The sequence below is a fragment of the Mangrovimonas sp. ST2L15 genome (assembly GCF_001280515.1).
GTDB classification, from domain to species: Bacteria; Bacteroidota; Bacteroidia; order Flavobacteriales; family Flavobacteriaceae; genus Mangrovimonas; species Mangrovimonas futianensis.
Map to the genome: position 1 here is coordinate 246343 of NZ_LBIQ01000030.1, position 25631 is coordinate 271973.

The following is a 25631-nucleotide window of genomic DNA, read 5'->3' on the forward strand; positions in this document are numbered from 1 at the left end:
GCAAAAAGGCCATCATAATGATGGTCTTTTTATTTATATATTGACTTAAAAGCTAATATTTTTACTAGATTTGGCTCATTAAATTAAGAAGAAATGAAAAGAATTTTAATCCTATTTTTATGGGTTGGAGTGGCTGTTCAGGCCCAAAGCAATCAAGAACTAATTAATCATTATAAAGCCTATTATAAGCAAATGCAAAAGCAAGCAGATGCACAAGGGGTCATTAATGCACTTACTCATTTAAATGTCTTACAACCATCTACGCAGCGCCAAGATACCTTAGCCTATGTTTACATGAGTGAAGGCATGTACTTTCAAGCTCTGAACACCTCTGGAATTGAACTGAATCCTACTGATTCTGACATGTCAGTTGAAGTAAAAGCTGTTTCCCTAAAGGCCATGAGCCAAGTAGAAAAGGCCATCCCCTTTTTTGAAGAACTGTTTAAAAGAGAAGCTACAGTAGGAGTTGCTTATGAACTTGCAGAAATGTATTTGCAAACCCAACAATTGCTTCAAGCTACCAAATATGTTGAATACGGAATAGAAAACTCAAAGCCAGATGTAGGTAGAACCTATTACGAATCACAACAGCCTTATCAGGTACCTATCAAGGCTGGTTTTTTATATTTAAAAGCATTGGTTACTTTTAATAAAAACAAGGCGACCAATATTGATACAGCCATAACCACATTAGATGAAGCCATTGCCTTGGCACCTAATTTTAATTTGGCTCATATAACCAAACAGGCGTTACAGGGACAGAAAAACCCACCGCAACCAGAAACCAAAAACTAAAAACATATAAAAAAGGGGCGTTGTAAACGCCCCTTTTTTTATTATTATTTCAATAGCTCTTACCAGATTCTAACTCTATCTTCTGGCGCCAAGTACATGGCATCTCCCTCTTTCACATCAAAAGCAGAATAAAAAGCATCAACATTCTTTAATGGCATGACAGCACGGAACATTCCTGGAGAATGTGGATCTGTTTTAATTTGGTTTCTTAAAGCGTCATCACGATACTTAGTTCTCCAAACGGTTGCCCAACTTAAAAAGAAACGTTGCTCTGGGGTAAACCCATCAATTTCCCCTGGGTTTCCATTTTCTGCCAAATACATTTGTAATCCATCATAAGCGGCATTAACACCTCCTAGATCACCAATGTTTTCTCCTAGAGTAAATTCACCATTAAGATTAACTCCTGGAAACACTTCTTCATTACTAAATTGACCCGCTAATTCTTTACCCAGCTTGGTAAATTGCTCCAAATCTTCTTCGGTCCACCAATTATTTAAATTACCATTGGCATCATATCTAGAACCGGAGTCATCAAAACAATGTGAAATTTCATGTCCTATAACTGCTCCTATACCACCATAGTTTACAGCCTCATCTGCCTCATAGTTGTAAAAGGGAGGTTGTAAAATAGCTGCTGGAAACACAATCTCATTATAAGATGGGTTAAAATAGGCATTCACAGTTTGAGGAGACATCCCCCACTCTGATTTATCTACAGGTTTTCCTAAATCTTCTAAATCCTTATTAAATCTCCATTTAGATACATTAGTCATATTATCATAGTAAGAACCACCCTCTTCATAAGTTTTCACCTCCATTTGGGAATAGTCTTTCCACTTATCTGGATAGCCAATCTTAACGGTCATTTTTTCTAGTTTTTCAATAGCCTTTTCTTTAGTTTCTGGGCTCATCCATTCTAGATTTTTGATTCTATTACCATAAGCGAGCATCACATTTTTAATCATGGCTTCTGCTTTGGCTTTAGCCTCTGCAGGGAATTTTTGCTCCACATATAGTTTTCCAAGAGCTTCTCCAACAGTCCAGTTGATAGTCTGCAAAGCACGCTCGTCTCTTTCTCTTTGTTCTTTAGAACCCTTTAAATCTCTTCCGTAAAACTCCCAACTTACTCTATCTAGTTCCGTCGTTAGCTTTCCAGAAGCACCATTAAGTAAAGTCCAAGTCAAATAGTCTTTCCAGTCTTGAACGCTCCCTTCCTTTAGGATTCCGTCCAAAGCTTTAAAATAACCAGGATCTGAAACAATAACCGTGTCTACAGATTGCACCCCGATACCTTTAAAATAATTGTTCCAATCGATAGATGGCGTCATTTCTTTCAATCCTTCCAAGCTTTTAGGATTATAGCGCTTTCTAGCATCTCTACGCTCTTCCTTCGTCATTCTTGGTTCAGCCAATCGTGTTTCAAATGCCAATATGTTTTCAGCCTTTTGGGTAGCGGTAGCATCATCGACACCTAGATATTTCATCATGGTTGCAATGTGCGCCTTGTAAAGCTCCCTTTTTTGCTTGGTATCTTCGTCTTGGTCAACATAATAATCTCTACTTAAACCAAGAGACCCATTACCTAAATAAGCTGCATTAATATCGCTATTCTTTGGGTGAGATCCCACACCAAAACCTAGAAAACCAGCTCCACCTTGTGGTTCCATTTTTATTAAATAAGCTTGTAAATCGGCCAAATTGCTAATTCCATCAATTTCTGCTAAATAAGATTTAATAGGTTCCAATCCTTGATTATCCCTTGCAACGGTATCCATGATGGTTTCATAGATTTTAATGGCTTTTTCTTGATCAGATCCAGGCATAACTTTTATTTGTGCCATGTCTTTGTTATCTGATGCCATTGCTGACTTTAAAATACCTAAGGCATCTTCATCAGTCATTTGACGAAGTTCGTCAAAACTTCCCCATCTGGTTCTATCAGCTGGGATTTCGTTGTTTTCCAACCAAGTCCCATTGACATACTTAAAAAAATCTTCACTTGGTTTTACCAAAGTATCCATGTTCTTGAGCTCAATACCCGGAGCAACATATACTTCGGCCATTTCCTTCTTTTCTTCCTTACAAGATGATAAGCCTACTAGCACACCCGCGGCAAGAACAGAAGCGTTCATGATTTTACGATTCATATTTAATTATAATTTTAAAATTTGCTATTATTTAGTTGAGAGTAATTTTTATAAATAAGGATTATTCCAGCTATTTAGGGTTTGTAGATCTGTTGGGATTCACGTTCCAATTTCTTGTTCATTTGAAGTCTCATATTGTTAAAAGCAATTAATACCTCACCAATAACACTAACCATTTCTTCATTGTCAATATTTGATAAATTAGCTAAGCTTTCCAATTTTAAACAGGCATTTTCAACAGCCACCAAACGCGCCATTACCGAAGGCGAGTTTAACTCTTTAGGTATGGTTTTTTGAAGATCTGTCAACAAGGTAGATAAGATTTCCTGGTTGTCTTGAAAATAGGAATAATCGCCTAATTTCAATTTAGCTATAACATCATTCAGTTCGGTATATTTGTTCCAGTTTTCAGTGTAGACAGCGACTTTGGGATCAACGACATACTCGGTATATTTTATTTGGGCTATGTCCTCTTTGGTTATTGACGAACTTTTTTCAACCTCTTGAACTACTTCTGTTTGTTGGGATTCACCACAACTTAAAAGGATAAAAAGAATAAAAACATATGTTATCTTGCTCATGGGCACTACTATAAGATTAGCAAATATATTGAATTCAAACCATTCCCAAAGAGCTTTAAGATTTAAGTGGCTTTTATGATTTGAAACCACAAAATCTTCTTAATTTTGTGCAACTTTTTAAATGACCAAAATGACTTCAAAAATCTTAATCATTGGTGCTTGTGGGCAAATAGGATCTGAACTAGCTCAAGCACTTAGAAACAAACACGGTAAAGACAATGTGGTTGCCAGTGATATTGATTCCAGAAATATGGAAGTTGTTCAATCTGGTCCTTTTGAAATTGTAGACGCCAAAGATTATAATTCGGTCAAGAATTGTATTGACAAATATGACATAGACACTGTTTATTTAATGGCGGCCATGTTGAGTGCAACGGGAGAAAAAAACCCAATGGCTGCCTGGGATTTAAACATGAATTCTTTATTTCATGTCTTGAATTTAGCCAAGGACGGTGTGATTAAAAAAGTCTTTTGGCCTTCAAGCATTGCTGTATTTGGTAGTAACACTCCCAAAGAAAACACACCGCAACATACCATCATGGAGCCTTCTACTGTTTACGGTATAACCAAGCAAGTGGGTGAACGTTGGTGTGAATATTATTTTAAGAATTATGGCGTGGATGTGAGAAGCATTCGGTATCCAGGAATCATCAGTTGGAAAACCTTACCTGGTGGGGGAACCACAGATTATGCTATAGACATTTATCACAAAGCACTTACCGAAAAATCCTATGAGTGCTTTTTAAGTGCAGATACCTCTTTGCCCATGATGTTTATGGATGATGCCATAAAAGCGACCATTAACCTTATGGAAGCTCCAGAAGAAGATGTAAAAATTAGATCTTCCTACAATTTGGCCGCGATGAGCTTTACACCTCAAGACCTATTTGAAGCCATCAAAAAACATATTCCTGATTTTACAATCACCTTCAACCCTGACTTTAGACAAAAAATCGCCGACTCCTGGCCTAAAAGTATTGATGACACTTCAGCCCGAAACGACTGGCACTGGCAACATGCCTTTGACATTGAAAAGATGACGGTAGAAATGCTTGAAAAATTGGGCGAAAAGTATGGGGTGCGTATTTCTTAATGGCACAAAACAGGTACTTCTTTTTCAAATAGAAATTTTTAACTAGCTACTGAAGGGATAGAAAAGAGTTCCATGTAAGTATTTCTTTATATTTGGGTGCATATATAATAAAAATAAACACACCAATGTGTTTATACATATGTTAACTGCAATTAGAATTATGAAAAGAATATTACTAATATGCTTAATCTTAGGGACTGTTGGATGTAAAAAAAATAAAACAATTAATCTTACAACTAATAAGGAGCTGAGCACATTAATTAAAGATACTTTGATTAGCAAAACTCTTAGCAATCAAACGGATTCTATAAATTTAGCTCAAAAACCAATTGTAAATTACGATGTTGACTTTTCCGATTGGAAAACGGATGAAATTGATTTGTCCCAATTTGACTTTTTACACAGAGTAAATGACACCCTAAGAATAATTGCTAGAGACACAATAATCATGATAATTAATGAACCTTATGACGAGGTGAAACAGAATTTTGAAGCTTCTGATTTTATTGTGGCCCATGTTTATCTTAAAGAAAGTGTTGTTGAATTACAAGCTGTTGCATATGAGTATTCATATCACGTTTTAGCTGATTTAAAAACTGGAGATACAATTTCATCATACGGTCAACCATTGTTTTCAAAGGATGGTAATTTTATTTTCACATCAAATGTTGACTTAGAAGTTGGATATGATGATAATGGTTACCAATTAATTAAACTAGATTCATTAGGATTTACGAATATTAAAACTGTTGACATTGTTGATTGGGGAATTCAAAAAGCCTCTTGGATAAGTAAAGACAGTATTATCTACTCCAGAGTAACCCTAAATAACAACTATGAATTGAGTTCAAAAAATGAAAAAATGAAAATAAAATAGCAGTTAACATCGTATAAAAACAATGCTAACTTGGCTACTTAATCGAGAGTTCGTGCATCTTTGGTCACTCTGATTTTCCTGCGGAAAATCCTCGGACACAAAACCGCACTATCTTTATACAAACCGTTGGCACTCATTTAAGAAAAACGAACATAATATGAAAAAAACAACCTTCCTTCTATTAATTACAATTTTGACAATTAGTTGTAAAGACAAAGGAATGGTATATAATGACCCAATTCCAAAGCACGACAGCTTGACAATTTCATCAAAATTCGTGAATGAAGAACGAATAATTAACATTTGGACACCACCAAATTATAAAAATTCGGGTGACAGCTTTCCAGTACTCTATATGCCAGACGGTGGAATAAAAGAAGATTTTCCTCATATTGCCAATACGTTGAATAAATTACTGTCAGAAAATAAAATTCCCCCTTTTATATTAGTTGGAATTGAAAATACCGAAAGAGGACGGGATTTAACAGGGTTTTCGGAAGCTGAATATGACAAGCAATTTTGCCCAATAACAGATGGAGCAAAAAACTTTAGAGCATTTATTGTGGAAGAACTAATGCCAGAAATCAATAAAAAATACCGAACAGCAAATAGAAAAGGAATTATTGGAGAGTCACTGGCAGGACTTTTCGTTATGGAAACATTCTTTACAAAACCTAATACTTTTAATTTTTATATCGCAATGGATCCTTCTCTTTGGTGGAATAATCACTTTTTAGCAAAAAATGCAGATTCATTATTATCAAAATTTCCCGACCAAAATTTAAAACTTTGGTTTGCGGGTTCTAGCGCAGAAGACATTTCGCAGTTCACTAAGAGTATTGATAAAACTTTAAAAACTAATGCACCAGCAAAATTGATTTGGAAATATTCGGACGAACCAAACGAAAAACACAATACCATTTTCAGAGCAACAAAAGAAAAGGCGTTGATTTGGTCTTTAAATGAATAAAAAAGAAGTACCAACAACGTATTAAAAAATAGTGGTTTAAGAGGCTTAAACGAAAGAAAATAAAAAGATTAAAGGTCTTTATCCGAAAAGTTAGCGCATAAAAATCCGCTACTTTTCATATACAAAACTGTTGTGAGCAATATGAAGAAAACGCTATCGATAATGATTTTAACTCTGATTTTAGCTTGTCAAAAATCAGAATACAAAACGGTTGGCTTCAAAGCGTTTGAAATTACTGTTCCTTCAAGTTGGAAAAAACATAAAATAAAGGGAATTGATAGTTATGTAAGCGGACTAATAACTGACAAAAATGATACTTTGATTTTCGATTTAGGTTGGTACTCTGGAGATTTGACAAGAAACAATGAAGTTCTGGTATTTGATAAATCTGAATACTCTGGATTTACAGAAAAACAAAAAAAGCAATTGGAAAAAGTGAAGCACTTAGTTGTCGATGATTTTCTAAACGCAAAATATAATGCAAAAGATTATCTGAAATACGAATATGAACTAGATAGTATTGATTGCTTTCAGGCTAAATTCATCAAACCAAAGAACAAAGGATTTGGAGCAAGTGGGATTTATATTGACAGTCTTAAAGGTGGTGGACCAAATTCTAATATAACGAGATTGAGTTTTTATGGAAATAGTTTATCTGACTCAACTCAAACGGAATTTTTTAAAGCTTTGAAAAGTATAAAACTGACAAAATATTGTGAATAAAATACTGTTCACAACAATGTATAACCGCAATTAAGGCCGATTCGACAACTTCCACACCCATCTAGATTTGCTTATATCGGTGGCAAATTAAATACTAACCCAAAAATCATTAACTTTAACCCGTCTTGACGCAATAAGTTAACCCAACTAGTGTCTAAACGAAAGACATCAAAAAAATGAAATTTGTCGCAACCATAATAGTGCTGCTTCTTGTTTTAACCGCTTGCCAAAACGAGAAGAAACAATCATCTGAAGATATTGAAGGATCAAAAAACTTAGTCTATTCATATTTGGTACTTCATGACCGTTATGAAAACACCCTGGTTTCAGACACCCTATTATTGGGTCGTGAGGCACAGTTTTCACCAGTCTATATTGGTAAAATGAACGACTCCATCCAACCTTATTACAAAACTGCAAAGGTTGGTTACCGTGTCGAAGATTGGAACAAATACCGAAGTCCGGAAGCCGATGACTTAGAGATCTATATTGACACCACGCAAACCATTGGTTTCCCAATGGGTGTATGGGAATATGAACAAGAACCCGAGCGAAGAGTCAATAAAAAATCCTACCCTATATTTATTAGAAACCAAAGCAATGATACTTTGAGCATTGGGTTTGGAGAGATTTTACCTATCGTAACAGAGGCTCAAGACTCTTTGGGAAACTGGATGCAAATTGAAAGTCCGTTGATGTATGATTGCGGGACCGGTTTGACCCAGTTCTACTTACCTCCAAATGAAATTGCCATTTCTACTTTAAGGCAAAACAAGGGCACCAATAATACCAAGTTTAGAGTGAAATTCAGTTTTGGTGACCATCAAATCCTTTCTAATGAGATTGTAGGAAAAATAAATGAATAATTTTAACTTTAAGTCAAGTTCAACTCAAGCTGCAAAAAGATAACAATACATTAGAAGCTTAAGAGTTTTCTTCATATTTTTCTAAGAAATAATCTATTTCCTACTTGTTTTCTATAATGGTATTTGTTTAGATTTGAGACTTAATCTAAACTATTCATCTATAATGAAAAAACTATTATTTATTGCCCTAAGTTTATTTATTACAACTAACCTAACTGCCCAAAAGGCCAAGGTAACCAAAGGAGACTGGAGTAACCTTAAAGGTATTACCTCCTATAATGTGGTATTTGATTACTCTGATTTAACCATTCCTAAATATGATTCTGAGGAAGAATTTTTAAAGGACAAAATGGCAAAAAGAGAAGAAAAAGAGCCTGGTACCGGAGAGGCTTTTAAAAAGTCTTGGTTTTCTGATAGAGAAGAATTTTACGAGCCAAATTTCATTAATACGTTCAACGACAGATACAAAGATGGCGCTGTAAAAGTTGGGAAAGACTTACCCAATGCAGAATACACCATGAAAATTCATACTACCTTCATTTACCCAGGTTATAATGTGGGTGTGGTAAGACATAATTCAAAACTTGAAGTGACCTTAAGCGTTTACAAAAATGATGCTCCTGATAATGTAATTTTTTCAGTGGATTACACAAAAATTGAAGGACAAGGAAATGGGGGATTTGATTTTAATTCTGGACAAAGAATTGCTGATGCCTATATCATTTTTGCAAGAGCCTTGACAAAGCATATGTACAAAAACAACAAATAAAATTTATTTGATAAAGAAGATGTAATGAGCGAATAGAAATCTATTCGCTCATTTCTTTTTGCATATCGATCACATGAGCCAAATTGGCTACAATACGATCATGTTTCTTTACAAATGGATTGGTTTCATCCCAAACATAACCAGCCAATACCGCACATATTTGTTTTTTAACCTCTAAGTTTTCAGGACGATGGAAAAACAAGGTCTGTAAATTACCCGTGTACCATTCCTTCACATAGGTGGCAAATACATTTACGCCATATTTAATGTAATCGGCATAGTCTTTTTCCCAATCTACGGTCTCGCCATTTAGTTCATTTGAAATCAATTTAGACGATTTTAAGGCAGATTCTGTAGCAAAAGTAACCCCTGAAGAAAACACAGGGTCCAAGAATTCGGCACTATTGCCTGTTAGTACAAAGCCCTTTCCATAAAACTTTTTCACGGCTTTGGAATAATTTCTAATACAAACGGGCTCAAACTCAAACTCCAAACCTTCAAACCTAGAATGGTAATACTCTGTAAGCTTCAACATGGCTTTCATTCGTTCAGTATTAGAACCGCTGTATGAATCTATCAATTCATTTTTTCCTACAAAACCGATACTGGTGATACCATTTGAAAAAGGGATAACCCAAAACCAAGTATCGGTATCCAATACATCAAAGGTAATCAGGGTTCCTTCTCTTCCTTCTGGGCGCTTTAAATCTTTAACATGAGTAAAAATAGAGGAGTGCTCTGGAATGGAAGAGGGTTTATCCAAATCCAACAAGCGAGGAAGCACCCTTCCATAACCACTAGAGTCGACTATGAATTTGGCGTTTACCTGATAGGATTCTCCTTGATCATTCTTTATTTGGGTTGTCGAACTTCCATCTTCCTGAATTTGCACATCCAATACCTCATGACCAAATTGAATATCTACGCCTCGTTTTATAAGTTCTTGAGTCAAGGTGTGATCAAAATCAGCTCTAGGTACTTGCCAAGTCCAATCCCATCCTTCGGTATGCTTTTGGCTAAAATCAAAATTACAAACCACATCATCCCTAAGAAATCGGGCACCTGCCTTGACTTCATAATTTCGTTCCTTTAAGCAATCTAGCAAACCAACTTCTTCAAAATGGTCCATGCATCTAGGAAGCAAGCTCTCACCTATTACAAACCTCGGGAAATGGCTCTTTTCAACCACTTTCACACGATGGCCTTGGTTAAATAAATAAGAGGCTGCCACACATCCAGAAGGACCAGCACCAATAATTAACACATCTACTTGCACATCCATCATAATCAATCAGCTATATAATTCATTTATTATATTAAATTTGCAATCCAAATTAACTATTTTTAGTTCAAGTTATTTAAATTTTTCACAAAAAAAATCCAATAAATATTAATGCTGACACTTAAAGGGACTCTAGGGATCAAGGAATTCTATCAAATCATTTTTGAACAACAAGATTTTCAATTGGATGACTCTGTTTTAGAGATTGTAGAAAAGAGCTTTAATTTTCTTAAAGAATTTTCTGAAAACAAGGTCATATATGGGGTAAACACAGGGTTTGGTCCTATGGCACAATACAAAATCAAGGATTCTGAGCGTAATGAATTACAGTACAACCTCATACGCAGTCATGCCTCTGGGACTGGCAACCCGATTCCTCCTATCTATGTGAAAGCTGCAATGGTCGCTAGATTAAACACCCTATCGCTGGGTAATTCTGGAATTCATAAATCAGCAGTTATGTTGATGACGGAGTTGATCAATAGAGATATTACCCCTTTGATTTTTGAACACGGAAGTGTTGGAGCCAGTGGTGATTTGGTTCAATTGGCCCATTTGGCCTTAGTGTTAATAGGCGAAGGCGAAGTCTTTTACCAAGGAAGTTACCAACCCACCAAAGAGGTTTTTGAAAAGGAACAGTTAACACCTATTTCTGTAGAATTACGAGAAGGGCTGGCACTAATGAACGGAACATCAGTGATGACTGGAATTGGATTGATCAATACCGTTTTCACAAGAAGATTACTGGATTGGGCCATCACTTCTTCTGCTGCTATTAATGAAATAGTGAAAGCATATGACGACCATTTATCCTTTGAGCTAAACGAGTCTAAGAAGCATATCGGTCAAAGAGAAATTGCTAAGAAAATGCGTGAGCATTTAGAAGATAGCCAATTAACCAGAAAAAGAGAACATCATTTATATTCTAAAAACGAAGATGTTTCTGTCTTCAAAGAAAAAGTCCAGGAATATTACTCTTTAAGATGTGTTCCCCAAATTTTAGGTCCTGTCCTAGACACCTTAAACAGCGTGGAAAAAATTCTAATTGAAGAAGTAAATTCTGCAAATGACAACCCTATCGTGGATGTGGAAAGACAACATGTTTACCACGGCGGGAATTTTCATGGTGATTATGTGTCTTTGGAAATGGATAAACTAAAAATGGTTGTTGCCAAATTAAGTATGCTTTCTGAAAGACAGCTAAACTACTTGTTAAATTCACGTTTAAATGACATGCTACCTCCATTTGTTAATCTCGGGCAACTTGGGTTAAATTTTGGTATGCAGGGAGTGCAGTTTACAGCAACCTCTACAACGGCAGAAAACCAAATGCTGTCAAACCCAATGTATGTGCACAGTATTCCTAACAACAATGACAATCAAGATATAGTAAGTATGGGAACCAACTCGGCTCTTATTACAAAAAAGGTCATAGAAAATGCATTTGAAGTGGTTGCTATTGAATTGATAACTATCGTTCAAGCTATTGAATATCTGAATGTTAAAGATCAGGTTTCTTCAAAAACACGTAAAGTATATGATGAGATAAGGAATATAGTCCCTATCTTTACCAAAGACGTTGTGATGTACCCCTATGTCAATAAAGTTAAGGAGTACCTCATCAATCATTAAAAGCTATTAATCATGTTTCGAGTATTCTTTTTTATTTTCATGATTGCTGGTTTCAGCAGTCATGGCCAAGAGTTAGCACTTGCCAGAACGGACGGTCAATTTGGTTTTATCAACACTTCTGGAGAATGGCATATTAAACCCCAATTTAAGGACGCCAAAAGTTTTTCAGATGATTTGGCAGAAGCCATGAATGATGACAAATCTTGGGGATACATCAATAGAAAAGGGGAATGGGTGATCAAGCCACAATTTAAAGATGTTAAGGCTTTTCACTCTGGAATTGCTTTAGCTACCGATGGCAATGATTGGTTTTACATTGACAAATCTGGAAATAAAACCCTTGCTCAAGTTCAAACAGATAAATACTATGATTTTAGTGATGGCATGGCCATCATCAGAAATGGAGATTTAGTAGGTTTTATAAATACCCAAGGAGCGGTTGTTGTCCAGCCTAAGTTTGAAAAGGCGTTCCCTTTTCAAAATGGTCACTCTAAAGTATTGGAAGGTGGGAAATGGGGATTGATTGACAAAACTGGAGCCTATCTGGTGAAAACAGAATATGATGGAATAGGTCAAGTTTCCAATGGCCCTGTTGTTGCTGAAATGGGATCCTCTAAAGGCTTAATAATTGACGGTCAATTCAAAGAGATTCCAGGAGCTGAAAAAATTTGGGATTTCACCTCTACTGAAGGTCTTGCCTTTGCAAAAAAAGATGGTCAATTGGGTTTTATAGATGCTCAAGGTAATTGGGTTATCGAACCCCAATTTGACAAAGTAAAAGATTTTAGCAATGGATTAGCCCCTGTTATGAAAGACAAAAAATGGGGGTATATTGATACCAATGGTCAAGTAATTATTGATTATCAATTCAAGGATGCTGAGACTTTTAGCAAAGATGGATTAGCACCAGTTAAACCATCTAAATTATGGGGATTTATTGATAAAAAAGGCAACTTAGTAATTGAGGATAAATACGATATTTCCTCGGTAAATTTTGGGGCCCTTTTTGGTGCCTCAGAAGACAAAGGCTTTATTGATGGCTTATCCAGAGTCAAACTGAAAAAAGAATGGGCTTTTATCAAACCCAACGGTGAAGTCCTAGGTAATACATGGTTTGAAAACCTAGAATTATTTAAATAAACGAAACTAAACGAACTATTATAAATGAAATGTGCCCTAATCACAGGCGGTTCTCGCGGCATTGGACGAGCAATTTGCATCCAACTGGCAAAAGATACCGACTATCATATTCTTATTAATTACAACAGTAACGAGCAAGCAGCATTAGAAACCCTAAAAGAAGTAGAAGCTCTAGGAAATTCTGGTGAGATTTTAAAATTTAATGTTTCTGATGCCGAACAAGTAAACTCTACCTTAGACACTTGGCAAACCAATAATCCTGATGCTATCGTAGAAGTTATAGTTAACAATGCAGGAATCACTAAAGATGGCTTGTTTATGTGGATGCCATCAGAAGATTGGAATTCTGTTATTAATACCTCTCTCAATGGATTCTATAATGTAACCCATTTCTTCATTCAGAAATTACTTAGAAATAGATACGGAAGAATCATCAACATTGCCTCAGTTTCTGGTGTGAAAGGAACTGCTGGTCAAGCCAATTATTCGGCCGCTAAAGGTGCCTTGATTGGTGCAACCAAAGCACTAGCACAAGAAGTAGCCAAAAGAAAAATCACTGTTAATGCAGTAGCTCCCGGATTTATTAAATCTGACATGACTGCAGAATTGGATGAAAAAGAATTAAAAAACATGATTCCAATGAACCGATTTGGAGAGGCTGAAGAAGTCGCCCACGTCGTATCCTTTTTAGCTTCCAAAAAAGCATCGTATATTACTGGAGAAGTCATTAATATTAATGGTGGAATTTACTCATAAATAAAGGGAACATGAAGCGAGTTGTAATTACAGGAATGGGTATTTATTCTTGTATAGGTGAAAATTTGGAGGAAGTAAAAAAGTCTTTATACGAAGGTAAATCTGGTATTGTCATAGATCCTCAAAGAATAGATTTTGGATACCGATCACCGCTTACGGGAATGGTCAATAGGCCCGATTTAAAAGGCATGCTATCTAGAAGACAAAGGATAAGTATGGGTGAGGAAACTGAATTTGCCTATATGGCTACCATTGAAGCCTTAAGAAATTCTAGGATAGACCAAGACTTTATCGACAACCATGAGGTAGGTATCCTTTATGGCAATGACAGTACGGCCAAATCTGTGGTAGAATCCAATGACAAAATAAGAGATAAAAAAGACACAACATTAGTAGGTTCTGGAGCCATTTTTCAAGGCATGAATTCTTCGGTCACCATGAACCTCTCCACCATATTCAAACTGACTGGCGTCAATTTTACTATCAGTGCAGCCTGTGCCAGCGGATCCCATTCCATTGGAATGGCTTACCAACTTATAAAAGCAGGTTTGCAAGAATGCATTATTTGTGGTGGAGCCCAAGAAATTAATCCCATTGCCATGGGGAGTTTTGACGGATTAGGAGTGTTCTCAACCAATACAGAAAACCCAGCGCAAGCCTCAAGACCTTTTGACAGTAACAGAGATGGACTGGTTCCTAGTGGAGGAGCTGCAACGCTTATTTTAGAGTCCTATGAATCTGCCGTAAAAAGAGGCGCCCCCATTTTGGGAGAAGTATTGGGTTATGGCTTTTCCTCTAATGGCGACCACATATCAACTCCCAATGTAAATGGCCCAAGCAGAGCAATGGAAATGGCTTTGAAACAGTCAAACATTAAAGCTTCAGATATTGAATATGTGAATGCCCACGCCACCTCTACTCCTGTAGGAGATGCCAATGAAGCACGAGCTATTTTTGAAGTCTTTGGTGAAAATGGACCTTATGTGAGTTCCACCAAATCCATGACAGGTCATGAGTGCTGGATGGCAGGTGCCAGTGAGGTTATCTATTCCATGCTAATGATGCAAAACGATTTTATCGCTCCCAACATAAACCTAGAAACTCCAGATGAAGCCGCCTCAAAATTAAATTTGGTGAGCAAAACGCTAGATAAAAAATTTGATGTATTTTTGTCCAATTCATTTGGATTTGGCGGGACAAATTCCGCCTTAATTATTAAAAAAATGTTGGTGTAGCAATGGATAAAGAAGTTATTATTGAGAAAATAAACGACTTTCTTATAGATGAATTTGAGGTTGAAAGTGAAGATATTTCACCTGAAGCCAATTTAAAGGACACTTTGGAACTTGACAGTCTAGATTTTGTAGATTTAGTGGTAGCTGTTGAATCTAATTTTGGTGTTAAATTGGTAGGAGAAGACTTTGTTGGGGTTAAATCCCTTGAAGATTTTTATAACCTTATAGAAAGAAAATTAAGCTAAATACAGCCCCTAAAATAATGTATGGCTACTGAGTGGAAAGGTAAATCCCGCGGAACGGTTTTGGGTTACAAAATATTTGTATTTTGTATGAAAAACCTAGGATTGGGGTCTGCCTATTTCGTCCTTAATTTTGTAGCTACATATTTTGTTTTCTTTGCATTAGATGGTTCTAAGGCTATCTATTATTACTTTCACAAACGCTTAGGATATTCCAAATTCAAAAGTCTCATTAGCATTTTTAAAAGCTACTACGTTTTTGGGCAAACCATCATTGATAAAGTGGCGATTTCATCAGGACTTCGGGAAAAATTCACTTATGAATTTGACGGTATGCACCTCATTGAAGAAACTTTAAGAGCTAAAAAAGGAGGGGTTCTTATTAGCGCTCATGTTGGCAATTTTGAAATAGCTGAACATTTTTTTGGAGATCTAGAAGAAGACGCATCCATAAGCCTTCTCACCACAGATGTAGAACATTCTGCCATCAAAGATTATTTGGAAAGCGTGACCAAGAAATCCAATATCAATTTCATTCTTATTCAAGAAGATTTATCACACATTTTTGAAATTAATGCCGCTTTAGCAAGGAATGAAATTGTTTGTATGACCGGAGATCGCTATATTGAAAATTCAAAATTTTTAGAACATGAATTATTGGGTAAAAAGGCTAAATTTCCTGCCGGACCTTTTTTGCTTGCATCCCGATTAAATGTTCCTGTTTTGTTTGTGTATGTCATGAAAGAAACCAATACCCATTATCACCTTTACACCAGAAAATCGCACACCAAACATAGAGATGCTTTAGGCCTTCTTGAAGAATATACACAAAGTGTCACTTGGATGCTTAAAAAATACCCCTTGCAGTGGTTTAACTATTTTGATTTTTGGGGTGCAAATAAAGACCTCAAAAACTAATGAAACACGTTTTAGTCATCCATTTTTCCCAATCTGGACAATTAACAGAAATAGTCAATAACGTGGTTACGGATCTCAAGAACCATGATCAAGTTCAAATAGATTATCACCAAATTGAAATGGAAGACCCCTTCCCTTTTCCTTGGTCCCGAGAAGCCTTCTATGGTGCTTTTCCTGACACCTATAGTCAGAAACCAAGAGCCGTAAAACCTGTTTCTGAAACCATATTGAACACCTCCTATGACTTGATTATTTTGGGATATCAAATTTGGTATTTAACCCCTTCTCTACCCACCATATCTTTTCTAGCAACAGATGACGCCAAGAAGCTTTTCAAAAACACCCCAGTAGTTACTGTTATTGGGTGTCGAAATTTATGGATGATGGCTCAGGAAAAGATGAAAGTTCATTTAACTAGTTTGAAAGCACAGTTAGTTGGCAACATTGCATTGGTAGACCATCACCTAAATCATATCAGTGTGATCACTATTGCCCAATGGATGTTTTCTGGAGAAAAGAAAAAGTATTTAGGCATCTTTCCTAAACCTGGTGTACAACAAAAGGACATTGACCATTCCGTAAGATTTAGTAAAACGATTTTAAACCATTTATTGAGTGGGGACTTTTCAAATTTACAACCCAGTTTATTAAAACAAGGTGCTGTTTCGCTTAAATCCTTTTTAATTTTAACCGATCAAAAAGGAAATAAGATTTTCTCAAAATGGTCCCAAATAATTCTAAGAAATAGTAAGGAAAATACATCAAAAAGAAGATTATTGGTAAAAATGTTCAGTATTTACCTTTTATTTGCAATTTGGGTCATATCCCCAATAGTTTTTATTTTATTTTTGTTGACTTATTTACCTTTGCGAAAGAGGTATAGTAAACAAAAAAGCTATTATTCATCAGTCGCCTTAAATGGAGAATAAACAATGAAGGAAGTCTATATAACACGCATATCTAAATTTTTACCTAATCGCCCTATTTCTAACGATGAAATGGAAGACAAATTAGGTTTAATAAACGGCCAACACTCAAAGGGAAGACGTATTGTATTGCGTAACAATCAAATCAAAACGAGATATTACGCGATTGACGACAATGGGAATATTACTCATAATAATGCCCAATTGACTAAAGAGGCTGTAGAAAGATTGTGTGATGACAACTTCAAAACCACAGACATCGAATTGCTTTCCTGCGGTACGTCAAGCCCAGACCAAATTTTACCTTCACACGCAGCCATGGTACATGGTTTTCTGAAAAATGGTAATATTGAAATCAACTCTCCTTCAGGAGCATGTTGTTCTGGGATGAACGCCATGAAATTCGGCTACCTTTCGGTGAAATGTGGACAAACTCAAAATGCTGTTGTAACGGGATCTGAAAGAACATCTTCTTGGATGAAATCCGATGTTTTTGAAGACGAACTCAAGCATTTAGAAAACCTAGAAGACAACCCCATATTAGCTTTCAACAAAGATTTTCTTCGCTGGATGTTATCAGATGGTGCTGGAGCCTTTTTATTGGAAAGCGAGCCCAAAGGGGATTGCCCTTTAAAAATTGAATGGATGGAGGGCACTTCATTTGCCCATGAGATTGAAGCTTGTATGTATGCTGGCGGTGATAAATTGGAAGACGGCTTTTTAAAACCTTGGAGCGAGTACCCTTCTAACGAATGGAGCAAAAAATCGCTATTTGCCATGAAGCAAGATGTTAAGCTTCTTGGTAAATTTATATTGAAGAAAGCTGTTGAAACCCTTCAAATGCTTTTTGAAAAACACCAAATGTCTTCATCAGAAATTGACTATTATTTACCTCATATCTCCTCTTACTATTTCAAAGAGCAACTTTATAAAGAGATGAAAGAAGGTGGTGTAGAAATTCCATGGGAAAACTGGTTCATGAATTTGGAACGTGTTGGAAACGTAGGTGCTGGTTCCATTTACATCATGCTTGAAGAATTAGTAGCTTCTGGAAAGTTGAAAAAAGGAGACAAAATACTCTTATCTGTTCCTGAAAGTGCCCGATTTGCATATTCTGTCGCATTAGTAACAGTGGTTTAGATGTCAAAACTCCCAATTACTGATATTTCAAATCTTATTCCGCAAAAATCTCCTTTTGTGATGGTGAATTCTTTGGAACATTTCTCTGAAACAGAAGTTGTTTCCACCTTTACGATTTCAGAAGACAACATTTTTGTTGAAAACGGTCAATTACAAGAACCTGGATTGGTGGAGAACATGGCCCAGACGGTGGCGCTTCATACTGGATACGCCTATTTTCTAAAAGGAGAAGATGCACCCACAGGATATATTGGATCCATAAAAAAAATAGCTGTAAAAAAACTCCCATCCATCAAAGAGACCATAACTACAAAAGTTAGTATTTTACACGAAATAATGGGAGTAACCATGGTTAACGTAACTGTATTAAACGTTGACCAAGAGGAAATTGCCTCAGGCGAAATGAAAACTGTTATTGCTGATAATGGATAAGATTCACAATCTTGATATCACCAAATTTCTACCGCATCGTGAACCTTTTTTAATGGTTGATCATGTACTTTCAATTGATGATCAACATGTATCGACCTCTTTTCATGTAACCGAAAATTGTCTTTTTACTGAAAATGGTTTTTTTAATGAAGTTGGGCTAGTAGAAAATGCTGCCCAGACTTGTTCTTCAATTGTTGGGAAAACCTATTTTGATGGCAACGATGCCAATGACATCAAACTCATTGGATATATTAGCGCCATTAAAAAAGTTTCCATTCTTTCTTTACCAAAAGTTAATTCTACTATAGTTACCAATGCCAAGTTAATCTCCCGTTTTGACACAGAAGAATTTAGCATCTGTACGTTACAATGTAAAATTGTCCAAGACCACAAAGAATTAGTATCTTGTGAATTGAATTTAGTGATTCAAGAATTAACATAGGAGCAAATGAAGAAGAATGAAGTGCCTCAAGATAAAAGTAATTTAGAATCTGCCAATTTTAAAGAATTGTGCTATGCTGTTGATGAGAACGGGGAGTATACCACGGTAAATAGTAGTGGTTGGACCCCTAAAACCATCGCTCTTAATCAAGCCATTGAAGATATTAATGAACGTGTTGCAGCAGCCAAAAATAGGGTCTTGAATAACGATGTTAGTCCTATTGAGTACTACATGGAATACCATAAAATGGATTTAGGTATCTTATCCAGTTATGTTGGTATGTGGCAATGGCGCGTAAAACGTCATTTTAAACCTAATGTTTTTAAAAGGCTATCTACCAAAACTCTAAAAAAATATGCTGATGCTTTTGATGTGAGCATTGAGAAATTAAAAAATATCGAATTGCATGAAAATTGATTTTACGCACCATCAATCGGCACATTGTGAAAATGGTGTGGTATCCAATTTAATGAAGCACAATGGATTTGAAGTAAGTGAACCCATGGTTTTTGGAATTGGATCTGGATTGCTTTTCTGCTATGTTCCATTGTTGATGGTCAATCATGCACCGGCCATTACATATCGCGCGATGCCAGGATTTATTTTTAAGCGATTTGCCAATCGTGTGGGTATTAAAATTAAAAGAGAAAAATTTAAAGACCCAGCCAAGGCCAAGGCTCGATTGGATGAAAATCTTGAAAAAAATAATCCTGTTGGATTGCAAGTAGGTGTTTATAACCTACTTTATTTTCCAGATGAATATCGCTTTCATTTCAACGCCCACAATATGGTAGTTTATGGCAAGGAAGGAGATACGTATCTTATTAGTGATCCCGTTATGGAAACGGTCACAACACTTACCGATAAACAATTGGAGAAAGTACGGTTTGCAAAAGGTGCTTTTGCTCCTAAAGGACATATGTACTACCCAATTGCCTTCCCCAAGGAATTACACTTGGAAAAAGCCATCATAAAAGGCATCAAACAAACCTGTAAGGATATGTTGGCCCCTGTACCCATTGTAGGAGTCAAGGGCATTCGAATGATAGCCAAACTGATAAGAAAATGGCCCAAAAAGAAAGGCACCAAAGTGGCCAACCACTATTTGGGACAGGTCGTAAGAATGCAGGAAGAGATTGGAACTGGCGGCGGTGGCTTTAGATACATCTTTGCAGCTTTTTTACAAGAATCCAGTAAAATTTTGGGCAACCAAAAACTTTCCGAACTTTCAAAAGAAATGACTAGCATCGGTGATGCCTGGAGGGATTTCGCACTGGAGGCTTCCCGCATATATAAAAATAGAAGTCCGAAAACAGATGCCTACAATCAAGTGGCCGATATGTTGGACGTCATAGCAGATAGGGAAGAACAATTCTTTAAGAAATTAAGAAAAGCTATCTAGTAGTTATGATTCAAATTGACCAGGTATCAAAAAAATATAAGGACGCCGATTATTATTCGGTATCCAATTTGAGCCTGCACGTCAATGAAAAGGAAATTTTTGGTCTTTTGGGACCAAATGGCGCTGGAAAAACAACTCTCATTTCTATTTTGTGCTCCTTGATTAAACCCACTTCTGGGACTTTCAAAATTGATGGATTGGATTATCAACATGATAAAAACCGATTAAAACAACTCATAGGTATTGTTCCTCAAGAATACGCCTTATACCCGGCTCTAACAGCCTTTGAAAACTTGCAGTACTTTGGAAGTATGTATGGTTTGAAGGGAAAGGATTTATCCAACAAAATTAATGTTGCCTTAGAGCGATTGGGTTTGCTCCCTTTTGCACATAAAAAAATACGAACGTTTTCAGGAGGAATGAAACGCCGAGTCAACCTGATTGCCAGTATTCTTCATCATCCCAAAGTGTTATTTCTTGATGAACCAACCGTTGGTGTGGATGTCCAATCCAAGAATGCGATTATTCAATTTTTACAAGAACTGAATCAAAATGGTACCACTATCATTTACACCTCCCATCATTTAAATGAGGCCGAAAATTTTTGTACTGAAGTGGCTATCATTGACCACGGAAAAATTATTATTCAAGGAAAACCGAAAGACCTTATTTCCAATCATGAAGGAACTCACAACCTGGAAGATGTCTTTTTAAGCTTAACAGGTAAAGCACTTAGGGATCATGCGTAAATTATGGGCATCTGCATATAAAGAATTTTTGTTGCTTACCAGAGACGTTGGGGGTATTGCTATCTTATTTATCATGCCTTTGGTCCTAATTGTAACCATTACATTAATTCAGGATAGCTCTTTCAAAACCATCGAAAATATTGACATTCCTATTTTGGTAGTTGACAACGACCAAGGAGATGTTTCTAAAACAATATTGGATGGCCTAAAAGAATCCGACGCATTTGAAATTCATTCCAAAACCTCTGAAGATGAAGCCAAGGATTTGGTTTTTAAGGGAAAATATCAAATGGCTATTGTCATTCCAAAAGAGCTTTCTGAGGAACTACAGGCCCAAGTAGATCAAAATGTGGAAGGTATTATGGCTAAATTTTCTATGGATTCTGATAGCACAGATACCACTCCCAAAAAACAGATTGAAATAAAGGAAGTTCGCCTCTATTTTGATCCAGCCACTCAAATTACCTTTAAGACATCGGTGAAGAACGGGATTGACAAGATGATCTCTAAAATTGAAACCGAATCCATTTATAAAGCTTTTCAAGAACAAATATCAGATGACCCTGAAGAAGTCATTTTTGATACAAAAAGCTTAATTAGCTTTAAAGAAGTTCTCCCAGAAAAAGACGAAAAAGAAATGATTCCCAATTCGGTGCAACATAATGTTCCGGCTTGGTCTCTATTTGCCATTTTTTTCATCATTGTACCTTTATCCATCAATTTGGTAAAGGAAAAAAATCAAGGAACGTTCGTTAGACTCCGAACCAATCCTGTGTCTTATGCTACCGTATTGGGAGGAAAAACATTGGTTTATTTATTGGTTTGCCTGATTCAGTTCATGCTTATGCTTATGATTGGGGTGTTTCTTTTCCCAAAAATAGGTTTACCAACCTTGGATGTATCTGGACGTTTACCACTATTGTTTGTCGTGGCATTGTTTGCTGGGTTAGGAGCCATAGGTCTGGGGCTTTTGTTGGGAACCATTGCTAAGACCCAAGAACAATCAGCGCCATTTGGAGCTACCTTTGTGGTAATTTTGGCAGCTTTGGGTGGTGTATGGGTTCCAGTGTTTGTAATGCCTAAATTTATGCAGACACTATCTCATATTTCACCTATGAATTGGGGGCTTAATGCTTTTTATGATGTTTTCTTGCGTAATGCTTCATTTTTGGATATTTTACCTGAAATTTTCACCTTACTTATCTTTTTTTTGGTGACAACTTTAATTGCTATCGTTTACAATGAAAGAAAAAATGCCGTCTAAACCTATCATTTCACATACCAGTAAAGTACGTATCCGATTTGTAGAGACCGATCCATTGGGAATTGTTTGGCATGGAAACTATATTCAATACTTTGAAGATGGAAGGGAAGATTTTGGAAGACATCACGGTATTTCCTACTTAGATCAAAAAAAATATGGCTTTGCCACTCCGATCATAAAATCAAGTACCGATCATAAAAGACCGTTACGCTATGGTGATATTGCGACCATAAAAACCATTTTTATAGATAGTCCGGCAGCCAAAATGGTATTTCGTTATGAAGTATTCAATCAAGATGATGATCTTGTTTGTACTGGAGAAACCGTTCAAGTTTTTGTAGACCAAATTGGGGAAGGAGAGCTTTGGCTCACGCCTCCAGATTTTTTTATTGCATGGAAGAAAAGTGTAGGATTGCTAGATGAATAAGGTATTTCTTTCATATAACAATATTATTTCTTCTTTGGGATTTTCAAGTGAAGCCGTTGTTGAACAAATTCAAAAGGAAGTTTCTGGTTTATCTTTAATTAAAGACAAAACTTATCTTCCACAGCCTTTTTATTCGTCATTGATAGATAACAACCTCTTAAATGAGGCCTTTGAATCTTTGGGGAGCCCACAAAACTATACCAAATTAGAAAGAATGATGATTCTTTCTCTAAATGACGTCATCACCCAATCAAATCTATCCATAAACGATCGTGTTGGATTGATCGTCTCAACTACAAAAGGAAATGTAGATGCCCTTGATGCAGACAATTCATTTCCTGAAGAAAGAGCCTATTTGAGCTCTTTGGCTAATTCCATTTCAAATTTCTTTGGAATAACTAGGACTCCCATCGTTATTTCTAACGCATGCGTTTCAGGGATTTTAGCAGTGGCTACCGCCAAAAGGTACATCCAACAAGGCATGTATGACCATGTATTGGTAGTTGGTGGTGATTTGGTTACCGAATTTATTTTGTCAGGTTTTAATTCCTTTCAAGCCTTAAGTGACGAACTTTGCAAACCTTATGATAAGGATCGCAAAGGAATAAATATCGGAGAAGTAACCGCTAGCGCATTGGTTACTAACGATATAGAGTTATTATCAGAAGATGCTGTTGCAATTATAGGAGAAGCTTCCTGTAACGACGCCAATCATATTTCAGGACCTTCTCGAACGGGTGAAGGTCTATTCAGAAGCATTCAGTCGGCCTTGGAACAGTCACAAATTTCGGCCAAAGACATCGATTTTATTTCTGCCCATGGAACGGCGACCTTATATAATGATGAAATGGAAGCCATTGCCTTTAACAGATCTGGATTGGAAGACGTACCAACCCATAGTCTTAAAGGTTATTTTGGACATACCCTTGGTGCTTCTGGCTTGCTTGAAGCCATCGTTGGGGTTCATTCATTAAAAAATGATACACTTTATAAATCTTTAGGTTTTGATACCCTTGGTGTTTCAAAACCCATTAATCTTATAACTTCTACACAAAAAACACCGTTACGAACCATGCTTAAAACAGCCTCAGGTTTTGGAGGTTGCAATACAGCTGTTGTTTTCAAAAAACATGCACTATGACAAAAACCGCCGTAAAAGCTTTAGATGCCTTAAATGAAGCCCATAAAATTGCTTTGGCTCCATTCTTATTTCAATCTGTCGTCTGCCTAAGAAATTTGGGAGTTTTTGATGAAATATTCAAGCATCGTAAAAAAGGAGGCGCTAATATGGCCGAGATAGCTGAAACTTTATCTTTAAGTGAGTATGGATTGGGTGTGCTTTTGGAAATGGCAGAAAGTTCAGATATTGTGGAAAAAAATGAATTAGGCCATTTTGAATTGACAAAAACGGGTTATTTCCTCGCCTATCATCCAACGGTCAATGTTAATGTGAATTTCACTCAAGATGTATGCTATAAAGGGCTGTTTCATTTAGAAGATGCGATAAAAAATGGGCAACCCGAAGGATTAAAAGAATTGGGGTCTTGGCCTACCATTTATGAAGGCCTATCCAAGCTTCCTTCTGATGTTCAAAAATCTTGGTTTGAGTTTGACCACCATTATTCGGATGACATTTTTAGATTGGCACTTCAGCAGGTACTTAAAAACAAACCCAGAAAAATCTTTGATATAGGAGCCAATACTGGCAAGTTCTCAATAGCATGTTGTGAAGAAAATGAACAGGTTGAAGTAACAATGATTGATTTACCAGGTCAACTGGAAATGGCTCTCAAAAACGCTCAAGAAAAGGGATTTGAAGAGCGTATAACAGGTTATGAAATAGATTGGTTAAAGGATAATCCTAAAATACCTACAGGAGCTGACACCATTTGGCTATGCCAATTTTTAGACTGCTTTTCAAAAGAAGAAATTTTAAAAATTCTATCCACTTGTGTGGCTTCTATGGATGATCATACTCAATTGGTGATTGTGGAAACCTATACTGACAGACAACGTTTTGACAGTTCTAGATATGTGCTGGAAGCTACCTCCTTATATTTTACAGTTATGGCTAACGGAAACAGCAAAATGTACAAGTCAACTGATATTTTGGAATTAGCTGAGCAAGCCGGATTGGAGATCTATAAAGATTTACCTCTAGGAGAATATCACACCATGTATATTTGCAAGAAATCCTCTTAAATGACAAAAGAGAGCTTAGGCATATCGTCTTATATCCAGATTAAGGACCATCATATTAAATTGAATGGGAAGCCTCTATTTTCACATGAAGGAGCCTTTTCAGAATTTATAAAAATGGGGTACAAACAATGTGGTGTAGCTTATCCCAAGTTTTTTAAAATGGATGATTTAAGCAAATTGGCATTGGTTGCAGCAGACATCCTTTTAAAACATGAAGGTGTCCAACCCGAGAATGAAGAAAATATTGCTCTTATTTTTTCAAACAAGGCCTCTAGTTTAAATACCGATAGAAGCCACCAAGAATCTATTCAAAATAAAGACAATTACTACCCAAGTCCGGCTGTATTTGTCTATACTTTACCCAATATTTGTTTGGGTGAGATCAGCATTAAATATAAACTCTATTCTGAAAATAGTTTTTTTATCTTTGACAACTTTAATGCTGAACATCTGTATCATTACAGTCAAAGTTTAATGCAATCCAAACAAGCAGAAAAAGTTTTGTGTGGTTGGGTTGACGTTGATAATGACACTTATGAAGCATTTTTATATTTGGTTTCCAAAAATGGAAGCTACGAACACACAATAAACGAGATTAACAAATTATACAAGAAATAA

General features: G+C 36.3%; 28 protein-coding genes. 25 read left to right on the forward strand and 3 right to left on the reverse strand.

From position 1 onward, the window contains the following. Window positions 1–93 precede the first annotated feature (93 nt). Window positions 94–795: a hypothetical protein gene (locus ZA07_RS04935; protein ID WP_053970618.1), complete on the forward strand. Its 702-nt coding sequence runs from the start codon at window positions 94–96 to the stop codon at window positions 793–795. A gap of 59 nt (window positions 796–854) precedes the next feature. Here ZA07_RS04935 and ZA07_RS04940 read toward each other — a convergent pair whose 3' ends face one another. Both ZA07_RS04940 and ZA07_RS04945 read right to left on the reverse strand, forming a co-directional pair. Continuing rightward, the gene (locus ZA07_RS04940; protein WP_053970619.1) at window positions 855–2945 is read right to left on the reverse strand and encodes a M13 family metallopeptidase; all 2091 of its coding nucleotides are present in this window, start codon (window positions 2943–2945) and stop codon (window positions 855–857) included. 74 nt (window positions 2946–3019) lie between these two features. Then, window positions 3020–3526 (reverse strand): hypothetical protein, encoded by a 507-nt coding sequence (locus ZA07_RS04945; protein WP_053970620.1) that lies wholly within the window; start codon window positions 3524–3526, stop codon window positions 3020–3022. Window positions 3527–3656: 130 nt separating this feature from the next. Here ZA07_RS04945 and ZA07_RS04950 point away from each other — a divergent pair, with 130 nt between their 5' ends. The 6 genes from ZA07_RS04950 (at window position 3657) to ZA07_RS04975 (ending at window position 8824) form a co-directional block, all read left to right on the forward strand. Beyond that, complete coding sequence (locus ZA07_RS04950) at window positions 3657–4619, forward strand: NAD-dependent epimerase/dehydratase family protein (RefSeq protein ID WP_053972051.1); 963 nt, start codon at window positions 3657–3659, stop codon at window positions 4617–4619. Between the two features lie 160 nt (window positions 4620–4779). Further along, window positions 4780–5496: a hypothetical protein gene (locus ZA07_RS04955; protein WP_053970621.1), complete on the forward strand. Its 717-nt coding sequence runs from the start codon at window positions 4780–4782 to the stop codon at window positions 5494–5496. Window positions 5497–5653: 157 nt separating this feature from the next. Beyond that, window positions 5654–6466 (forward strand): alpha/beta hydrolase, encoded by an 813-nt coding sequence (locus ZA07_RS04960; RefSeq protein ID WP_053970622.1) that lies wholly within the window; start codon window positions 5654–5656, stop codon window positions 6464–6466. Window positions 6467–6607: 141 nt separating this feature from the next. Next, complete coding sequence (locus ZA07_RS04965; protein ID WP_053970623.1) at window positions 6608–7189, forward strand: hypothetical protein; 582 nt, start codon at window positions 6608–6610, stop codon at window positions 7187–7189. A 176-nt stretch (window positions 7190–7365) separates the two neighbouring features. Continuing rightward, on the forward strand, window positions 7366–8055 hold the full coding sequence (locus ZA07_RS04970; RefSeq protein ID WP_157492067.1) for a hypothetical protein: 690 nt from the start codon (window positions 7366–7368) through the stop codon (window positions 8053–8055). A gap of 163 nt (window positions 8056–8218) precedes the next feature. Beyond that, window positions 8219–8824 carry a hypothetical protein gene (locus tag ZA07_RS04975; RefSeq protein ID WP_053970625.1) on the forward strand — a complete coding sequence of 202 codons (606 nt, stop codon included), beginning with the start codon at window positions 8219–8221 and terminating at the stop codon, window positions 8822–8824. A 40-nt stretch (window positions 8825–8864) separates the two neighbouring features. On the opposite strand, the gene ZA07_RS04980 is transcribed toward ZA07_RS04975, so the two are convergent. After that, the gene (locus ZA07_RS04980; protein ID WP_053970626.1) at window positions 8865–10109 is read right to left on the reverse strand and encodes an NAD(P)/FAD-dependent oxidoreductase; all 1245 of its coding nucleotides are present in this window, start codon (window positions 10107–10109) and stop codon (window positions 8865–8867) included. Between the two features lie 108 nt (window positions 10110–10217). Between ZA07_RS04980 and hutH the strand changes: the two genes are divergently transcribed. Genes hutH through ZA07_RS05070 form a run of 18 tightly spaced genes read left to right on the forward strand, consistent with a single transcriptional unit; the run spans window position 10218 to window position 25631 of the window. Beyond that, complete coding sequence (gene hutH, locus ZA07_RS04985) at window positions 10218–11738, forward strand: histidine ammonia-lyase (protein ID WP_053970627.1); 1521 nt, start codon at window positions 10218–10220, stop codon at window positions 11736–11738. A 12-nt stretch (window positions 11739–11750) separates the two neighbouring features. Beyond that, complete coding sequence (locus ZA07_RS04990; protein ID WP_053970628.1) at window positions 11751–12878, forward strand: WG repeat-containing protein; 1128 nt, start codon at window positions 11751–11753, stop codon at window positions 12876–12878. A gap of 24 nt (window positions 12879–12902) precedes the next feature. Beyond that, on the forward strand, window positions 12903–13634 hold the full coding sequence (gene fabG / locus ZA07_RS04995; protein WP_053970629.1) for a 3-oxoacyl-ACP reductase FabG: 732 nt from the start codon (window positions 12903–12905) through the stop codon (window positions 13632–13634). A gap of 11 nt (window positions 13635–13645) precedes the next feature. After that, window positions 13646–14869, forward strand: coding sequence for a beta-ketoacyl synthase (locus tag ZA07_RS05000; RefSeq protein WP_053970630.1), 1224 nt, complete (start codon window positions 13646–13648; stop codon window positions 14867–14869). A 2-nt stretch (window positions 14870–14871) separates the two neighbouring features. Beyond that, window positions 14872–15114, forward strand: coding sequence for an acyl carrier protein (locus ZA07_RS05005; RefSeq protein WP_053970631.1), 243 nt, complete (start codon window positions 14872–14874; stop codon window positions 15112–15114). Between the two features lie 21 nt (window positions 15115–15135). Next, entirely contained in the window at window positions 15136–16029 is an 894-nt protein-coding gene (locus ZA07_RS05010; protein WP_053970632.1) for a lipid A biosynthesis acyltransferase, read from the forward strand. Continuing rightward, complete coding sequence (locus ZA07_RS05015; protein ID WP_053970633.1) at window positions 16029–16958, forward strand: hypothetical protein; 930 nt, start codon at window positions 16029–16031, stop codon at window positions 16956–16958. The genes ZA07_RS05010 and ZA07_RS05015 overlap by 1 nt, the downstream gene beginning before the upstream one ends. Before the next feature lie 3 nt (window positions 16959–16961). After that, window positions 16962–18095 (forward strand): beta-ketoacyl-ACP synthase III, encoded by a 1134-nt coding sequence (locus ZA07_RS05020; RefSeq protein ID WP_053970634.1) that lies wholly within the window; start codon window positions 16962–16964, stop codon window positions 18093–18095. Then, the gene (locus tag ZA07_RS05025; protein WP_053970635.1) at window positions 18096–18527 is read left to right on the forward strand and encodes a FabZ; all 432 of its coding nucleotides are present in this window, start codon (window positions 18096–18098) and stop codon (window positions 18525–18527) included. Beyond that, window positions 18520–18969, forward strand: coding sequence for an ABC transporter permease (locus tag ZA07_RS05030; protein ID WP_053970636.1), 450 nt, complete (start codon window positions 18520–18522; stop codon window positions 18967–18969). Before ZA07_RS05025 ends, ZA07_RS05030 begins: the two co-directional genes overlap by 8 nt. A 6-nt stretch (window positions 18970–18975) precedes the next feature. After that, window positions 18976–19386, forward strand: coding sequence for a hypothetical protein (locus tag ZA07_RS05035; RefSeq protein ID WP_053970637.1), 411 nt, complete (start codon window positions 18976–18978; stop codon window positions 19384–19386). Then, window positions 19376–20371 (forward strand): BtrH N-terminal domain-containing protein, encoded by a 996-nt coding sequence (locus ZA07_RS05040; protein WP_053970638.1) that lies wholly within the window; start codon window positions 19376–19378, stop codon window positions 20369–20371. The genes ZA07_RS05035 and ZA07_RS05040 overlap by 11 nt, the downstream gene beginning before the upstream one ends. A 5-nt stretch (window positions 20372–20376) precedes the next feature. Next, window positions 20377–21120 (forward strand): ABC transporter ATP-binding protein, encoded by a 744-nt coding sequence (locus ZA07_RS05045; RefSeq protein ID WP_053970639.1) that lies wholly within the window; start codon window positions 20377–20379, stop codon window positions 21118–21120. Further along, window positions 21113–22384, forward strand: a complete 1272-nt coding sequence (locus tag ZA07_RS05050) for an ABC transporter permease (RefSeq protein ID WP_053970640.1) — start codon at window positions 21113–21115, stop codon at window positions 22382–22384. The genes ZA07_RS05045 and ZA07_RS05050 overlap by 8 nt, the downstream gene beginning before the upstream one ends. Beyond that, complete coding sequence (locus tag ZA07_RS05055; RefSeq protein WP_053970641.1) at window positions 22362–22811, forward strand: thioesterase family protein; 450 nt, start codon at window positions 22362–22364, stop codon at window positions 22809–22811. The genes ZA07_RS05050 and ZA07_RS05055 overlap by 23 nt, the downstream gene beginning before the upstream one ends. After that, the gene (locus ZA07_RS05060; RefSeq protein ID WP_053970642.1) at window positions 22804–23952 is read left to right on the forward strand and encodes a beta-ketoacyl synthase; all 1149 of its coding nucleotides are present in this window, start codon (window positions 22804–22806) and stop codon (window positions 23950–23952) included. Before ZA07_RS05055 ends, ZA07_RS05060 begins: the two co-directional genes overlap by 8 nt. Next, on the forward strand, window positions 23949–25013 hold the full coding sequence (locus ZA07_RS05065) for a methyltransferase (RefSeq protein ID WP_053970643.1): 1065 nt from the start codon (window positions 23949–23951) through the stop codon (window positions 25011–25013). The genes ZA07_RS05060 and ZA07_RS05065 overlap by 4 nt, the downstream gene beginning before the upstream one ends. Next, entirely contained in the window at window positions 25014–25631 is a 618-nt protein-coding gene (locus ZA07_RS05070; RefSeq protein WP_053970644.1) for a 3-oxoacyl-ACP synthase, read from the forward strand.

Coding starts and splice junctions, on each gene's coding strand:
- ZA07_RS04935 (WP_053970618.1), top strand. CDS start 94: ATGAAAAGAATTTTAATCCTATTTTTATGGGTTGGAGTGGCTGTTCAG.
- ZA07_RS05055 (WP_053970641.1), top strand. CDS start 22,362: ATGAAAGAAAAAATGCCGTCTAAACCTATCATTTCACATACCAGTAAA.
- ZA07_RS05045 (WP_053970639.1), top strand. CDS start 20,377: ATGATTCAAATTGACCAGGTATCAAAAAAATATAAGGACGCCGATTAT.
- ZA07_RS05015 (WP_053970633.1), top strand. CDS start 16,029: ATGAAACACGTTTTAGTCATCCATTTTTCCCAATCTGGACAATTAACA.
- ZA07_RS04970 (WP_157492067.1), top strand. CDS start 7,366: ATGAAATTTGTCGCAACCATAATAGTGCTGCTTCTTGTTTTAACCGCT.
- ZA07_RS05010 (WP_053970632.1), top strand. CDS start 15,136: ATGGCTACTGAGTGGAAAGGTAAATCCCGCGGAACGGTTTTGGGTTAC.
- ZA07_RS05030 (WP_053970636.1), top strand. CDS start 18,520: ATGGATAAGATTCACAATCTTGATATCACCAAATTTCTACCGCATCGT.
- ZA07_RS04965 (WP_053970623.1), top strand. CDS start 6,608: ATGAAGAAAACGCTATCGATAATGATTTTAACTCTGATTTTAGCTTGT.
- ZA07_RS05035 (WP_053970637.1), top strand. CDS start 18,976: ATGAAGAAGAATGAAGTGCCTCAAGATAAAAGTAATTTAGAATCTGCC.
- ZA07_RS05060 (WP_053970642.1), top strand. CDS start 22,804: ATGAATAAGGTATTTCTTTCATATAACAATATTATTTCTTCTTTGGGA.
- ZA07_RS04960 (WP_053970622.1), top strand. CDS start 5,654: ATGAAAAAAACAACCTTCCTTCTATTAATTACAATTTTGACAATTAGT.
- ZA07_RS05020 (WP_053970634.1), top strand. CDS start 16,962: ATGAAGGAAGTCTATATAACACGCATATCTAAATTTTTACCTAATCGC.
- ZA07_RS05005 (WP_053970631.1), top strand. CDS start 14,872: ATGGATAAAGAAGTTATTATTGAGAAAATAAACGACTTTCTTATAGAT.
- ZA07_RS04990 (WP_053970628.1), top strand. CDS start 11,751: ATGTTTCGAGTATTCTTTTTTATTTTCATGATTGCTGGTTTCAGCAGT.
- ZA07_RS05065 (WP_053970643.1), top strand. CDS start 23,949: ATGACAAAAACCGCCGTAAAAGCTTTAGATGCCTTAAATGAAGCCCAT.
- ZA07_RS04975 (WP_053970625.1), top strand. CDS start 8,219: ATGAAAAAACTATTATTTATTGCCCTAAGTTTATTTATTACAACTAAC.
- ZA07_RS05070 (WP_053970644.1), top strand. CDS start 25,014: ATGACAAAAGAGAGCTTAGGCATATCGTCTTATATCCAGATTAAGGAC.
- ZA07_RS04940 (WP_053970619.1), bottom strand. CDS start 2,945: ATGAATCGTAAAATCATGAACGCTTCTGTTCTTGCCGCGGGTGTGCTA.
- ZA07_RS04945 (WP_053970620.1), bottom strand. CDS start 3,526: ATGAGCAAGATAACATATGTTTTTATTCTTTTTATCCTTTTAAGTTGT.
- ZA07_RS04950 (WP_053972051.1), top strand. CDS start 3,657: ATGACTTCAAAAATCTTAATCATTGGTGCTTGTGGGCAAATAGGATCT.
- ZA07_RS04955 (WP_053970621.1), top strand. CDS start 4,780: ATGAAAAGAATATTACTAATATGCTTAATCTTAGGGACTGTTGGATGT.
- ZA07_RS05040 (WP_053970638.1), top strand. CDS start 19,376: ATGAAAATTGATTTTACGCACCATCAATCGGCACATTGTGAAAATGGT.
- fabG (WP_053970629.1), top strand. CDS start 12,903: ATGAAATGTGCCCTAATCACAGGCGGTTCTCGCGGCATTGGACGAGCA.
- ZA07_RS04980 (WP_053970626.1), bottom strand. CDS start 10,109: ATGATGGATGTGCAAGTAGATGTGTTAATTATTGGTGCTGGTCCTTCT.
- ZA07_RS05050 (WP_053970640.1), top strand. CDS start 21,113: ATGCGTAAATTATGGGCATCTGCATATAAAGAATTTTTGTTGCTTACC.
- ZA07_RS05025 (WP_053970635.1), top strand. CDS start 18,096: ATGTCAAAACTCCCAATTACTGATATTTCAAATCTTATTCCGCAAAAA.
- hutH (WP_053970627.1), top strand. CDS start 10,218: ATGCTGACACTTAAAGGGACTCTAGGGATCAAGGAATTCTATCAAATC.
- ZA07_RS05000 (WP_053970630.1), top strand. CDS start 13,646: ATGAAGCGAGTTGTAATTACAGGAATGGGTATTTATTCTTGTATAGGT.